Below are 13403 nucleotides of genomic sequence, written 5' to 3'. Positions count from 1 at the left end.
CCAGCCTTGCAGCGCCTTGCCCATGAGGGTGCTTCAGGTTTAACCCGCAGCAAGGATAGGGGATATGGCGTCGGGCAACACTACGGTAAGGGCTCCTTACTGGCCGGTCCGCTCAACTGCTGGCGATGACGGCCACCGGAGACATCGTCCCCATGCCCTGCGCGAGCTTGCCATGAAAATGCCACGGAAGAGCGCCATATCGAGGGGTCGATTTTCGCCCCAGACTTCGCAAAGCTCCCCCAGCGTTCCCGGCGCGCCCTTAAACTCGCAGACAAACGCTGGCCTCAGCCCGCCTAAGGCATGTGTGACATATGTCGAATCGCAACCGAGCAAAGATATCCATGCCGTGACTCAACTGCAGTAGCTGCTCCCCCACTACAGCGAATGTCAATCCGAACCCTGTCGCATAGGGCTCGCCGGGAGGGGCCAGGCAGCGGATGGGTTCGACGAAAGGAGAAGCCAGTGGACGGCTCAGTCATAGGGTTGGTCGTTCTGGTTGCCATCGCAGTGGCGATCGTGTACATCCTGCGGAAATCGATCGTCATGGTGCGCGGCGACCGAACAATGGTCGTCGAAAGACGCGGCAAATACCATCGCACTCTGACCTCAGGTCTTCACATGATCGCCCCGTTCATCGACCGCGTCCAAGCCCATGCCAACCAACGCGAGCAAGTCGTGACGATTCAGACCCAGACATTGGCCACCTCCGACGGCGGACAGGTGACCATCGAACCGTCCAACGTCAGCTACGCCATTGTCGACCCCCACGACACCGACACCGCAGATCCCACGGTCGTGGAGGAGCTAGAGGCCGCGGTGACCACTGCGCTGGACCAGCTTGCCAGCTCCATGAGCGAGGCACAGTTTTACACCGTTTCCCACCAGCTCCCCGCGCGCCTCACCGAGTTGCTCAACGAGTCCGCTCCGCGCTGGGGAGTGCGGGTCACATCAGTCCAGCTAGGTCACATTCGGGTTCCCTAAGGCACCATCGGTAGCGGACTGGCCACCACCGCCGTCAGGTCTAGGTAATACGTGACCCCCACAGCAGGCCCAAACTGACCGCCCCCATGACCAACAGCCCAGCGATCGCCATAAACCACCGCCAAATTTCCTGCACAACGGTCTGGTATCCGACCGAGGAACCCATGTCCTCATAGACCGAACGCAACTCCTCCATCGAGGCTGCCGCATAGGCGGAGCCCCCAGTCATGTTGGCGATCTCTCCCAGAGTCTCCAAGTCCGGCGGAACCGGCACCATCTGCCCATCCAGGTCGATGGCCCCCATTTCAGTACCGAAGGACACTGTCGACACTGGAACCCGTGCCTCAGCGGCAACCAATGCGGCTTCTGCCCAATCCCGGCCCACCGTCTGCGCCCCATCCGACATCAGCAATATGTGCGAGGGAGGCAGCTCGCCGGATTCGTCCGGAGGGGCCTGCTGGATCGCGTTCAATGACGCGTAGATCGCCTCGCCGATCGCGGTCGCCTCGGCCAACTGAAGGCCGTTGATCGCGGTAATCACTTGGGAGTGATCTCTGGTGGGCGAGACGGTGACCGAGGCATGCCCCGCGTAGGAGACCAGGCCAACGTTGTATTCCTCAGGTAGGTCGGCCACAAAGTCCGCCGCCGCGACCTGGGCTGCCTCCAGTCGAGTGGGCTCGACATCGTCGGCCATCATCGACAAGGACACATCCAGGGCGATGATGATCGTCGCCCGCTCATTTGGCTCCTCGGTGTCGAGAGCAGGCTTGGCCAATCCGATCGACACCACCATGAGCGCCACCGCCAACAAGGCCGGGGGAACATGCCGCCGCCACGGGGCCGTCTTTGGCACCAGCTGGCTGAGCAAAGCGGTGTTGGCGAAGCGAACCGCAGCTCCCCGCCTGCGCTGCTGCGCCACAATGTACATACCTACCAGCGCCAGCACAGGCAGCAATGTCAGTAGCCAGACCGGTTCCAGTAGCCGGATCATGTAACTCCCTAGCTCAGGTCGTGGGTGGGGTGTTGCCGCGCAAGCTACCTTGGCTTCGCGCATGACGCTGGTTGCCGACGAAGAGCACGATATCGCGTAGCCAATCGGAGTCAGTCGACAAGCGCAAGTGGGAGGCTCCAGCCCTGCGCACCGCGGCGGCAACCGCATCCCGCTGAGCCTGCGCCGCCGCCGCATACGCCGCCCGCAACCCGGGGTCGGAGGTCTGCACCTCCACCTGCTGTCCGGACTCAGGGTCGATCACATCCAGAACTCCCACATCGGGCAGTTCCGCATCGCGCGGGTCGACAATCTCCACGCACAGCACCTGTTGGCGAGCGGCGAGCTTACGCAATGGCCGATGCCAGTGGTCAGGGCCGAGAAAGTCAGAAATGACCGCGGCGAAACCACGCTTGCGAGCACAGCGTCCGGTGCGGTCGATCATGGTCGCCAAGTCGGCGCTTGCCGGCGCTGGAGGCGCGGAGGGCTTGGCAAAAAACTTCCAACGCGGTCGTTCTTGCTGGTCGGCCGGAGTCGGTTGCGGAAGCGAGGCCACGGCGTGCAGCAGCGAACGGGCTCCGGCGCGGCCGGGTCGGGCCTGGATCAACTTGGTGTCCTCGCCGCTGCTGACCACAGCCCCGACTCTGTTCCCACCACGCCCGACCAGGTGAGCTAGAGCGGCCGTCGCGTTGATGGCCAGGTCGCGTTTGAAACAGTTGGCGGTGCCAAAGGACAAGCTGGCAGACAGGTCGATGGCGAGCCATGCTTCCAGCTCCCGATCGGCGATGGTGGTGCGTACGTGCGGGACGGTGGTACGCGCGGTGACCGGCCAATCCATGCGTCGCACATCGTCACCGGCCCGGTATTCCCGGGCCTCGCCCGGTTCTGAGCCAAGCCCGGGCAGTAGCCCGAGGTAGTCACCGTGCAACATGCCGTCCAGTCGACGGGTAATGAGCAACTGCAACCGGTTAAGCGCGGCAAGATCGTCCAAAGGTGACATTACTGTGGCTGCGCCCCCTGGCGCGGCGTCACGGTCGGGGCCGGAATGGCGCTCAACAACTGGCGCAAGATTTGCTCAGGTGAGACCCCATCGGCAATGGCGTCATAGGAGAGCACGAGGCGGTGTCGCAACACATCGGCGGCGATGGCCTCCAAGTCTTGCGGAAGGGCATAGTCGCGGCCGCGCAGCAAGGCGATAGCGCGGGTGGCGCGGATCAGGCCCAGTGACGCGCGCGGGCTCGCCCCGTACTGGATGTGCTGCGCCAGGCCAGGTAGCCCAGCTTCGGCGGGCTTGCGGGTGGCCATGACGATGCGCACCGCGTAGTCGACCAAGGCGTTATGGATAAAGACGTCATCTGCGGCGCGCTGCAGACTGAGCATCTCCTCGGTGGAGAGGATTTGTTCGGGCTCGGGGGTGGAGATTCCCATCCGGTAGACGATCTCACGCTCTTCGGCATCCGTTGGATAGTCGACGAGCACCTTGAACAAGAACCGGTCGCGCTGCGCCTCGGGCAACGGATACACGCCCTCTTGCTCAATGGGGTTTTGGGTGGCCATGACGAGAAACGGCTGCGGCACCCGGAAAGTTTCACCACCGATGGAGACTTTCTGCTCGGCCATGACCTCCAACATCGCGGACTGGACTTTGGCCGGGGCGCGGTTGATCTCATCGGCGAGGACGAAGTTCGCTTGCACCGGGCCTAGCTCGATGTCGAACGTCTCCGAGGATGCCCGGTAAATGCGGGTGCCGATGATGTCGGAGGGAACCAGGTCGGGAGTGAACTGGATGCGTTGAAAGGAGCAGCCGACGACTTTGGCCATCGTCTCCACCGCCAGGGTCTTGGCGACGCCAGGGACTCCCTCGATTAGACAGTGCCCGCGGGCGAGGAAGGCCGCGAACATGTGTTCAACCAGTTCATCTTGGCCGACGATCACCCGCTTGATCTCGAACAATGCCTTTTCGAGTTTCGCGGCATTCTCGGCGGGGGTCGAGGTGGGGTTTGAGTCCTTAGCGGAATCCATGACGGCTCCATACGTACCTGGTGTGAACGGCTCACTCGATAGTAGCTGCCGTTTTCTAGGCTCGCCGGGCTCCCAGGCTCGACCCGAGGCACACCCACGAGGGCAAAAACCGATCAAACATCATGCACGTGCGGGTTGACTGCGCATAAAGTGCGACCGGTATGATAATGCACACGCCGGGCAGTTCCCCCCGTAGCTGCCCGGCGCTCCCATACCGAACCCTGGCCGGTCCCGGTGTGTGCTTCTGAAAAGGAGAGCGCACTGTTTTACCGGCTCTTTGTTTGCCGCTTAAGGTAGGAGCCATGTCTCCCCGTCGACGCGCCGCCATTTTGCTCCCCGGGCGCAACTATGGCGTTCAAGGTCCCTTGCTGATGTTTTCGCACGTGGCAGTGCAGTCGCGCGGAGTGCGCACGTTCCCGGTCACCTGGAGTCCGCCCTCGAATCTGACCGAAGATCCGCAGCGCATGGTTGACTGGGTGAGCGATGAGGTCACGAAGATCCTCAACAAGATCGAAACCGATGACCCGCCGCTCTTGATCGGCAAAGCCGTCGGTACGGCCGCGGCCGGGGTCGCGGCGTCGGCGGGCCTGCCCGCCATTTGGTTCACTCCGCTGCTGCACCACTACCCGGTTGTGCAGGCGATGCGCCGCTCGGCCGCCCCGTTCCTGTTGGTGGGCGGGAGTGACGACCCGTACTGGAAGCCGGAGCTGGCCAAGAGCCTCACCTCTTTCATCTGCGAGGTCAAAGGAGCAGACCATGGCATGTTCTTGCGCGGGCGGCCCTTGGCCGACTCGGCCATGGCCCTGTCACAAGTAGTGAAGGCCGTCGAATCCTTCCTGGACACCGAGGTGTGGCCTCGTCACGGCTAAAGCGCCTCGGCTGGGTGGGGCCGAGAGTCAACAAAGGCACTGGATGGCCGACTCACAACCGTCGATAACCCACTGAGCGTTGCTAGGTTCGAAGGATGTCTCACGCTTCGCTTTCGACCACTGACTACCTGAAGGGTATTCCTCGCAAGCGCTCGGCCTCCTTAGCCATGTTCACTGATGGCGTGGGCCGTGTCTTGCTAGTCGAGCCGACTTACAAGGACGTGTGGGAGGTACCTGGCGGCGCGGTGGAACTCAACGAATCACCCCGTGATGCGGCCGCGCGCGAGGTCAAAGAAGAGCTGGGTTTGGTGATACAGACCGGTAGGCTGCTGGCCGTCGACTGTCCACCAGTCGAGGGGAGCACCGAGGGCCTCATTTTCGTTTATAACGGCGGACACCTCACCAAGGAACAAGCCTCCGGCATTGCGCTAGCGACTCAGGAGCTGCGCAGCTGGCAGTGGTGCACCATTGAGCAGGCGCGCGAACGGATGCGACCGCTCGTCGCCCGGCGCATCGAAGCCACCCTGTCAGCCCAGGCAACCAATGCTCTCGTGGAGCTGGAAAACGGCTACCCAATTCGATGACCGGGCAGCCGCCTACTCAGGCCGCACGCTGCTGACCCCTACTCGATACCGAGACAGCCGTGGCCTGTTGCAACAGCTCGGCTCCGCCCGAGCGATTCCAATACCGCCCCTGGGCGAGGAAACTCACCAGCGAGCTGCTCGCAACCCGAGCCGGAGGCTCCTCACGGCTCCTGCGCCATATCTCAGAGGTCTAGACATACGAAAGGCCCTCCGGCATTGGCCGCTATCGGAGGGCCTGCGCTGTTTGTCGGGTCAATGTCATCACCAGAGTGCCATCAGGGCACCGGTTCCGGGCGTATCTGGCGTGCTAACAGCGCTGGTTAGGACTCGAAGTAGATCACTGCGAGCACGGTCACGGCGATTAGCGCGATGATGGCTTGTTTGGCTTTCCACCTGTACAGAGGTGAGGCCAGTAGAGCGGCGGACAGGATTACGAAGCCCGCGAGGAGAAACGGTAGCGGCTCAATAGTGGTCACGGGACTGCTCTTCCAGCCGTTCTTGGACGATGGGTGAGGGCCGAAGGTCAAGACCTGAACGCACTGGCGTTCCGGTGAGGTAGGCATCGCGAAGTGCCAAAGCGCGATCCGTGATCTCCTTTTGGGACAAAGCGTCTAGCCCCAAGAATCGACCTGGGTGCCAGTGGGGCCGCCATTGCCGGTCAATTCCTCTACTGAGGACCACTAGCAGCAGCCGCTCGCTAGCGGGTGGGTGGATATAGACGCGCAGCCGGTGGGCCCCCTCGGCTGTGGCGCTCATGCGTCGACCGATGAGGTCCCACTCTCCCAGTCCCACGGGGCCACGGAGTCGCTGTTTTCGCCGCAGCCAGTGGCGGATACTCATGAACCGGCCACCTGCGACTCGGACCGAATCTCAGCGCTGAACTCCTGCACCGCGCACCAAAACGCGATTGCGGTGGCGCGCAGGGCGAGTCGATCCTGCGAGCTGAGCACGACCACGCTTGACCGTTTGGAGAACGTCAAGTATGGGCGCTTGTGAAGGTTGGTGATGTTACCCAACTGGTTAAACTCCCCTGTTTCAGTGAGAATGTCGACCGAAGTGACGAAGGCTCCCGGCCGGGTACGAAACCGCACGGTTCGGCCCGCACATTGTGCGAGCAGAGAATGGCTCGCGCGGCTGACCGTGATGTGGTCGCGCAGTGTCTCCAGCTGCCGGACCGAGTCACTCTCGCAGTGGAGCGGCTTGGTCCGGGTGGTGATGGTGGTGCTCATGATGTCTCCCCGGTAAATGCGGTCGTCCAGATATCGATGGTGTGCTTGACGATGGCCTCTCGGCTAGATCGAGGCATGAGCCATCGCGTCCACAGTTGCGGTTGGTTCCGGTCCAGTCCTCCAACGGTGCCCAGCTCGCACCCGTCGCTGTTGTCTCGATAGGTCAGACGTGCCGTGCCTGCCAGGTCCCCGGATCGCACCGATACGGCAATTTTTCGGCCGTCGAACTCGAACATCCCCACGGTGATCTCTTGGCATTGTCCAGTCACTGCGAGCCCCCTTCTCGCTGGTGGCCCACTGCGGGGGACCGTGATTTGTTGGTGTCTTGCCAGAACGCGGCCGCCGCGCTGAGAAGGGCGGCGATGTTGTCTGGGGTGCCGGTCCACCATTGCGGCAATCGGTCGGCGCTCATGCGTGGTTGAGTAGTCCCTGCCCTTTCAATGAGTGCCGCGAGCGGGAATGTACGGGCCTTGTCGAGAAGACGAACTTCCACGAGCTGTACTCCGTATTTGGAGAGCAATCTCAGTGACAACTTTCCGAGAACAATGTCGCGATGACGAGTTTTCGTCGGTCCGGATGTAGCCAATGGATTCCCCTGTTCAATAGAAATGAAAAGCGGGGCGCAGGGAAAACCGAATGCGGGACCTTCGTACATTTCTGTGCCATTCCTGCGCCCCGGCACGGTGCCCAATATGGGACTCAAGCACCGCGGTCAGGCCAGCTAAACACAACATAAACGCAGGTCAAGGCAGCTGGATAGGGTGAGTTGTGAGACTGCAAATCATGGCGTACAACGGTGTCTCACGGGACGTCTCACTTTTGTGGGCGTCAGCGAGACACTTTGTCGAGACACAGAAATGAGATGCATTTTGCGGTTGACAAACAGAGTGATACATGTGACACCATGTAAGGATGAATTCGCGATTTGTCCGATGGCGCATTGGCCGCACTCTCCAACGTCTCATCGAGAAAAATGGCTGGAGTATTCGTGAGGCCGCAGAGATCCTAGGGACAAACAAGGACACACTTAGCCGACATCTCAGTGGCGCCAATGACAGATACGACCCTGCACGTATTCTCGGTTGGGTCATGCTTCTTGATGGAGGTGAACAACTGGCCTACGAGATGAAGCATCTTGCTGATATCAGTAGCTCGCGAGCATCTGGATTGGCTCGTGAGCACAGTGGAGTTCCATCGTGGCTAATTACCATGGAGCATGAAATGTCGGCCATTGATATGTATCAATCCGAGCTCATTCACGGATTGTTCCAAATACCATCCTATATGGATGCGATAAGCGAACAGGACCAAACGGCCACATCTGAAATTGCGGAAAAGTCAAGGCTGTCGAAGCTAAAGCGCCAGGATGCAACATTCAACAAGACCTGCGGTCAACCACCATCGATCCGGATGATTCTCAACGACACTTGCCTAACAAGATTGGATGGGACTTCGATAAAGAAATTCCAGGTTGCGCATCTTGTTGAACTTAATAAAGAAGACAACATAGGGATTTACATCCTTGCCATAAGACAAGGAATACATCCATCAATGGATGGCTCCTACTCGATCATGACCCTAGACCAAACGAGCAACTTTCAAGTTGTGTATACAGAAAGCTTGGCGGGATCACAGTACTACGAATCGCCATCACGTCTTGAGCAATACCGTAAAACATTCAATGCCACCTTGGCTATGAGTGTTGAGCTAGAGGAATATCTAAATGCCAACCAACACGAGGCGTAAGTCCAGCCACAATGCCTCCCAGAGTTCGTGTCTCGAGGCTCGGGTCCACTGCGACCAGATGCAGGTCCGTGACTCCAAACTCGGAGACAACTCCCCCATTTTCAACCTGGTCACCGCCGACTTCACTAGCCTGCTGCGTGCCGCTGACTACAGCTAGGCCGCCGAACTAGACTTCAGACTGAAGCAGCCAGCCCCACCTATGCGTGGGGCTTAACTGTGCCTGGATGAGAAAGTTCTTGCGTAATCTTGTGGAAACATTACGGAAACAGTAGATTCTTGCTATATCGCTGCATGTCGATACAAGCAGTGAAGAGAACCCACTGGACGAATGCCGGGGCGGTTGGCGCAAACCGTCTCCGCGCACAGCAATCCACCTCCGCGCAGGGAGTTCCGTATGCATCCCCCCACTTCCAGCCCTCCTCGACTCACTCGACTAACCCGCCGCCCGCGCGCCTACCTCGCGGCGGCCCTGACAGCACTGCTGGCCATCACCATCACCTCCAGCATCACCTTGGCGACCGCCCAAGCCTCCGCCAACCCCAAAGTCGCCATCGACGAACAACGCGCCCACTGGCTCGACGAACGCACCATCGCCTGGGATCTGGGAGCAGGCTGGGAATACACCTGGCAACTACTAGTGAGCCCGGATGGTTCGATCTCCATCGACGGCAACGACATCTCGGGCAATTACGAAGCCATCGACCTTCACTATGCCGGGGAAATGGCTCCGCACTTGCAAGCACGCTTCCCGCACTTGGCCGACTACCTGACCTTCACCGTCGATGATTCCCGCGACACCGACGCCATCAAACGCGACCTGACCGGGCAACTGGTGGCCGTGGAATATCGCGACCGCCACGAGATCACGGTGGCCACCGGGCTGCAATTGCCCGGGGTCCTCGACGATCTGTACGCCGAGTCCGCCGCTGAGGCCGGCCTTGGTCTTACTTGGTCTGGCAACACTCCGACACTCTCCGTTTGGGCCCCAACGGCGAAAAACGTCACGTTGGAGCGACACGCCCAGACCAACGCCGCCGCAGCCCGCCGTGGCATGGACTATGACCCCTCCACCGGCATCTGGTCGATCCAAGGCAAACCGGGCTGGAAGGGTCACTTCTATCGCTTCGGCGTCGAGGTATGGCACCCCGAAACCCAGGCGATCGAAACGTTCTCGGTGACCGACCCGCATTCGGTGTCGCTGGCGGCGGACTCCACCCACAGCCAAATCATCGACCTTGCCTCCCCGGACCTCAAACCGTCCGGCTGGGACAACCCGAATAAGCCCGCAGCGGTCGAACTGGCCGAGTCCCACATTTGGGAGGTCCACGTCCGCGACTTCTCAGCGGGTGATGCCTCGATAGCCGAGGATCTGCGCGGAACGTATGCGGCCTTCAGTGAGTCCGGCTCGCAGGCCGTGCGGCACTTGCAAGAACTATCGGACGCGGGCCTGACCCATGTTCACCTACTACCGACATTCGACATTGGCACCATCCCCGAACGGCGTTCCGATTGGGCCCAACCCGATTGCGACCTAGCGTCATTCGCGCCCGACAGTCCCGATCAACAAGCTTGCATCGACGAAGTCCGCGAATCCGACTCCTACAACTGGGGTTACGACCCGCATCACTTCGATACTCCAGAGGGCTCCTATGCGACCGACCCGCATGGACCGCAACGAATACTGGAGTACCGGCAGATGGTGCAAGCCCTCAACGACATGGGTTTGCGCGTGGTCGTCGACGTGGTTTACAACCACACCCACCGCGCGGGAATACACGACAAGTCGGTGTTCGACCGCATCGTTCCCGGCTACTATCACCGCCTAGACGAGACCGGAAACGTCACCGACTCCACATGCTGCCCTAACACCGCACCGGAACACGCGATGTTTGGGAAGTTCGTCGTGGACTCCGTGGAGCTGTGGGCCGATCAGTATCAGATCGACGGATTTCGATTCGACCTTATGGGTCATCACCCCAAACAAAACATGCTGGACATACGCGAACGGCTCGACGCCATCGGTGCCCACGACGTGATGCTCTATGGGGAGGGATGGAACTTCGGCGAAGTGGCGAACAACGCCCGATTCGAGCAAGCCACCCAACACAATATGGCGGGTACCGGAATCGCGACGTTCAACGACCGCATGCGTGACGGCGTACGAGGCGGAGGCCCCTTCGATGCGAACCCCCGCGTCCAAGGCTTCGGTTCGGGGCAGTGGACGGACTTCAACGGCGACCCGATCAATGGAGACGCCGACTCACAACTGGCCGCCCTGCGCCACAACGGCGACCTGACGAAGCTAGGGCTGGTAGGCAACCTGGCCGACTACACGTTCGTGACCTCCAACGGGCACCTCACCTCCGGCCGCGACATCGACTATGGCGGATCCAGCGCCGGTTACACCGCTGACCCTGGCGAAGCGGTCAATTACGTTGACGCACACGACAACGAAATCCTGTTCGACGCGCTAGCGCACAAGCTCAATCGAGACATCGACGGCACCGATAGAGCGCGAATGCAGGTGTTGAGCCTCTCAACCGCGGTGCTCAGCCAAGGCGCTGGCTTCGTGACCGCCGGAAGTGAGCTGCTACGGTCCAAGTCGCTCGATCGCGACTCCTATGACTCCGGCGACTGGTTTAACCAGATCCGCTGGGACTGCGCGGACGGCAACGGCTTTGGAAACGGTCTCCCACCCGCGTGGACAAGCGAACACCACTGGCCGTACGCGGCCGAGATTTTGGCCCTAGAGACCCTGATCCCCACCTGCGAGGACATCGCGCTGACCAAGGGTCGCTACCTGGAGCTGCTGGAAATCGCAACCTCTGCGGAGGCTTTCAGCCTAGGAACCGGGGACGCCGTGCAAGACCGGGTGTCCTTCCCGCTATCGGGCCTAGAGGAAACTCCCGGCGTGATCACCATGGTCATCGACACCGTCGGGCTCGATTCCCCCGGCGACGCGGTGGTGGTTGTCTTCAACGCCACTCCCGATCAGGCAACCGAGACGGTGTCAGATCTTTCGGGCACCTCATTGGCCCTGCATCCGGTCCTGGTCAACTCGGTGGACGAACGAGTGCGAGAGTCCAGCTACGAGGCGGAGTCTGGCACCTTCACCGTGCCACCGCGCACAGTGGCGGTCTTCCAGTAATAGCCGACGCCGGGCCACATCCACCTTCTGATTTGCCCTGACATCTCATATACACCACTGACGTCTGGCCGCCGCGTTATGCGGTGGCCAGACGTCACTTCGCAGCGCCAGCGCTGGGGTACACGGCAATCTGACGGCCCCGAGGACAGTTCGTGTGGCCAGTGGCTTCGCCTGCCCGCTGAGGCGGCACACCCACTAACTTGGGAGCCAATCTGTCTGCCTGACCTGGAGTCGACAGTAGCTTCGGGGACCCTAGTCGTTGGTGTAAAGGCCAGTTTGCTCCCATTGCCGAATCTGCGCGTAGTCCTTTTCGATGGCTTCCCTGGAATCAGAGGCCAGGTAGAGAAACCCGGGGATGGTCTCCCCGTTTTTGGTCCGAACAAGGTCGTCGCCCGGGGCACGAGTCGGATTGACGGTGACGACGGTGGGCAGGCGGTTGATCCGCTCCATCCACCGCGTTGACAGCATCGTGCCCGGAAAGTGGTTGACCAGGGTCATATGGCGCAAGGGTTGTTTCGATTGCAGCGGCAGATGCGAAAGCGACGACATCCGGTCCGGGTTGAGAATCGCACTTGCGAAAACGGCCGCGTGCGAATTTCCCAGCAGCTTTTCAGAGACCCATGGGAGGACGCATCCACCCAGCCGCGCCCCGAAATCGAGCAGTACGGGCCCGCGGCGGGTCAGCACGATATCGCTATGGGCTGCCGCATTGCGCACCCCCAACACGTCAAGGGCCCGCAGCAGATATTCGCCAACAGCTCGGGCGGCCGGGGAATCTTCGTGGGCAAGCTCCGCGTAGTCGCACACGGAGGTGTCGTAGGCGGATCGGGACTTGACGTTCTTCCATATCTCGACAATGGTGTGTCGGCCCTCCACCGACACTGTGTTGACGAGATATTCCTCGCCTAGTTGCTCCTCTTGCACCAGGGCACGTTCATTGGGCTGGTCGAAAATATTACGGGAGCTGAGAATTTCTTCGGCTGCGGTGGCGGCTGCTTGGGCACTGTCGCAAAAATAGACCTGATCCGACGCAGTGCTACGCAATGGCTTGACCATCGCCGTTGATAGTGCGTTATCGGTGAAATGCCGTGCGGCCTCTTGGCCTGAGGAGACGGCTTCTCCCCGCACATAGTTGAGACCGTGGTCCTTGAGGAGACTGGCCAGCGCGTGTTTGTCGCTGCGGGCGGCCAGACAGGCGGGGTCGTTACCTGGGGTTCCCAGGTTCTCGGAGAGCTGATCGGCCAGGCTCACCCCGCCTTCGTAGCCGGGGACTACTCGACTCACGCCCAGGTCCCGTAGTTTTGCGGTGATCAGCTCAGGTTCATCGAGGTATCCCAGATCGTGGGCGTAGTCGGCCGCGTTGAACAAGGCCTCGCAGTCGCGGTGGGCGCTGGGTTGACTGCGCAAGTGGACGGTGGTGGCACCGTTGGACCGGAGGCGCTCGTTGAGGTGACGACCGCTGGAGAACCCATCGACGATTGCAATTTTCATGTTTCTCCTAAACGATGAAGTCGTCGCCGACTCGGTTATGGTTCGCCACTGGGGTGGCCACCACTGCCCAAGGCCGCCTCGGGGTCTCGCTGTGAACCGTCCGCCCCTGGGCGCGGTTGTCCGCTAGCCAAGCGACGCGGGTGAGGGTGAGTCCCATCGGCGGTTTTTCTTCGGCAACCCATCGTGAATGTCGTGGGTGGATGACCAGCCTGCCCATGCGGCGATACACCTAGCTTCGGTTGATGTGCGTGAACTCGGCGCGGGAGGAGGAAGCTGGGGTGCCCACGCGCATATCCAGCCTCTCGAAACGATTCCCATCTCACAACTACCCGCCCTTGTAGTTGG

General features: G+C 60.8%; 15 protein-coding genes. 6 read left to right on the top strand and 9 right to left on the bottom strand.

All coding sequences use genetic code 11. The features are described 5' to 3' along the window. The first annotated feature begins 462 nt into the window (after nt 1-462). The gene (locus JQS30_RS07090) at nt 463-981 is read left to right on the top strand and encodes an SPFH domain-containing protein (RefSeq protein ID WP_213172663.1); all 519 of its coding nucleotides are present in this window, start codon (nt 463-465) and stop codon (nt 979-981) included. 40 nt (nt 982-1021) lie between these two features. Here the strand turns inward: JQS30_RS07090 and JQS30_RS07085 are convergent, their stop codons facing one another. From JQS30_RS07085 to JQS30_RS07075, 3 genes are read right to left on the bottom strand one after another with little or no spacing between them, the layout of a single operon-like run. Next, nucleotides 1022-1972 carry a VWA domain-containing protein gene (locus JQS30_RS07085; protein WP_213172662.1) on the bottom strand — a complete coding sequence of 317 codons (951 nt, stop codon included), beginning with the start codon at nt 1970-1972 and terminating at the stop codon, nt 1022-1024. Nucleotides 1973-1985: 13 nt separating this feature from the next. Beyond that, nucleotides 1986-2969: a DUF58 domain-containing protein gene (locus JQS30_RS07080; RefSeq protein ID WP_213172661.1), complete on the bottom strand. Its 984-nt coding sequence runs from the start codon at nt 2967-2969 to the stop codon at nt 1986-1988. Then, nucleotides 2969-3991 (bottom strand): AAA family ATPase, encoded by a 1023-nt coding sequence (locus tag JQS30_RS07075; RefSeq protein ID WP_213172660.1) that lies wholly within the window; start codon nt 3989-3991, stop codon nt 2969-2971. The genes JQS30_RS07080 and JQS30_RS07075 overlap by 1 nt, the downstream gene beginning before the upstream one ends. A 302-nt stretch (nt 3992-4293) precedes the next feature. Between JQS30_RS07075 and JQS30_RS07070 the strand changes: the two genes are divergently transcribed. Then, nucleotides 4294-4860: an alpha/beta hydrolase gene (locus JQS30_RS07070; protein ID WP_213172659.1), complete on the top strand. Its 567-nt coding sequence runs from the start codon at nt 4294-4296 to the stop codon at nt 4858-4860. A gap of 95 nt (nt 4861-4955) precedes the next feature. Then, nucleotides 4956-5444 (top strand): NUDIX domain-containing protein, encoded by a 489-nt coding sequence (locus JQS30_RS07065; RefSeq protein ID WP_213172658.1) that lies wholly within the window; start codon nt 4956-4958, stop codon nt 5442-5444. A gap of 320 nt (nt 5445-5764) precedes the next feature. On the opposite strand, the gene JQS30_RS07060 is transcribed toward JQS30_RS07065, so the two are convergent. From JQS30_RS07060 to JQS30_RS07040, 5 genes are read right to left on the bottom strand one after another with little or no spacing between them, the layout of a single operon-like run. Continuing rightward, nucleotides 5765-5920 (bottom strand): hypothetical protein, encoded by a 156-nt coding sequence (locus JQS30_RS07060; RefSeq protein ID WP_213172657.1) that lies wholly within the window; start codon nt 5918-5920, stop codon nt 5765-5767. Next, complete coding sequence (locus tag JQS30_RS07055) at nt 5907-6284, bottom strand: hypothetical protein (RefSeq protein ID WP_213172656.1); 378 nt, start codon at nt 6282-6284, stop codon at nt 5907-5909. Before JQS30_RS07055 ends, JQS30_RS07060 begins: the two co-directional genes overlap by 14 nt. Next, nucleotides 6281-6673 carry a hypothetical protein gene (locus tag JQS30_RS07050; RefSeq protein WP_213172655.1) on the bottom strand — a complete coding sequence of 131 codons (393 nt, stop codon included), beginning with the start codon at nt 6671-6673 and terminating at the stop codon, nt 6281-6283. Before JQS30_RS07050 ends, JQS30_RS07055 begins: the two co-directional genes overlap by 4 nt. Further along, nucleotides 6670-6942 (bottom strand): hypothetical protein, encoded by a 273-nt coding sequence (locus JQS30_RS07045; RefSeq protein WP_213172654.1) that lies wholly within the window; start codon nt 6940-6942, stop codon nt 6670-6672. Before JQS30_RS07045 ends, JQS30_RS07050 begins: the two co-directional genes overlap by 4 nt. After that, complete coding sequence (locus tag JQS30_RS07040) at nt 6939-7085, bottom strand: hypothetical protein (RefSeq protein ID WP_213172653.1); 147 nt, start codon at nt 7083-7085, stop codon at nt 6939-6941. Before JQS30_RS07040 ends, JQS30_RS07045 begins: the two co-directional genes overlap by 4 nt. A 500-nt stretch (nt 7086-7585) precedes the next feature. Here JQS30_RS07040 and JQS30_RS07035 point away from each other — a divergent pair, with 500 nt between their 5' ends. The 3 genes from JQS30_RS07035 (at nt 7586) to pulA (ending at nt 11567) form a co-directional block, all read left to right on the top strand. Beyond that, complete coding sequence (locus tag JQS30_RS07035; RefSeq protein ID WP_213172652.1) at nt 7586-8419, top strand: helix-turn-helix domain-containing protein; 834 nt, start codon at nt 7586-7588, stop codon at nt 8417-8419. Beyond that, nucleotides 8397-8576, top strand: coding sequence for a DUF397 domain-containing protein (locus tag JQS30_RS07030; RefSeq protein ID WP_213172651.1), 180 nt, complete (start codon nt 8397-8399; stop codon nt 8574-8576). Before JQS30_RS07035 ends, JQS30_RS07030 begins: the two co-directional genes overlap by 23 nt. A 237-nt stretch (nt 8577-8813) precedes the next feature. After that, a complete protein-coding gene (pulA, locus tag JQS30_RS07025; protein WP_213172650.1) occupies nt 8814-11567 on the top strand; it encodes a pullulanase-type alpha-1,6-glucosidase in 2754 nt (917 codons plus the stop codon). Nucleotides 11568-11819: 252 nt separating this feature from the next. Here the strand turns inward: pulA and JQS30_RS07020 are convergent, their stop codons facing one another. Continuing rightward, nucleotides 11820-13058 (bottom strand): hypothetical protein, encoded by a 1239-nt coding sequence (locus tag JQS30_RS07020; RefSeq protein WP_213172649.1) that lies wholly within the window; start codon nt 13056-13058, stop codon nt 11820-11822. Nucleotides 13059-13403 lie beyond the last annotated feature (345 nt).

It is taken from the genome of Natronoglycomyces albus, assembly GCF_016925535.1.
Lineage (GTDB): Bacteria > Actinomycetota > Actinomycetes > Mycobacteriales > Micromonosporaceae > Natronoglycomyces > Natronoglycomyces albus.
This window is presented reverse-complemented; position numbering and strand designations above follow the sequence as displayed.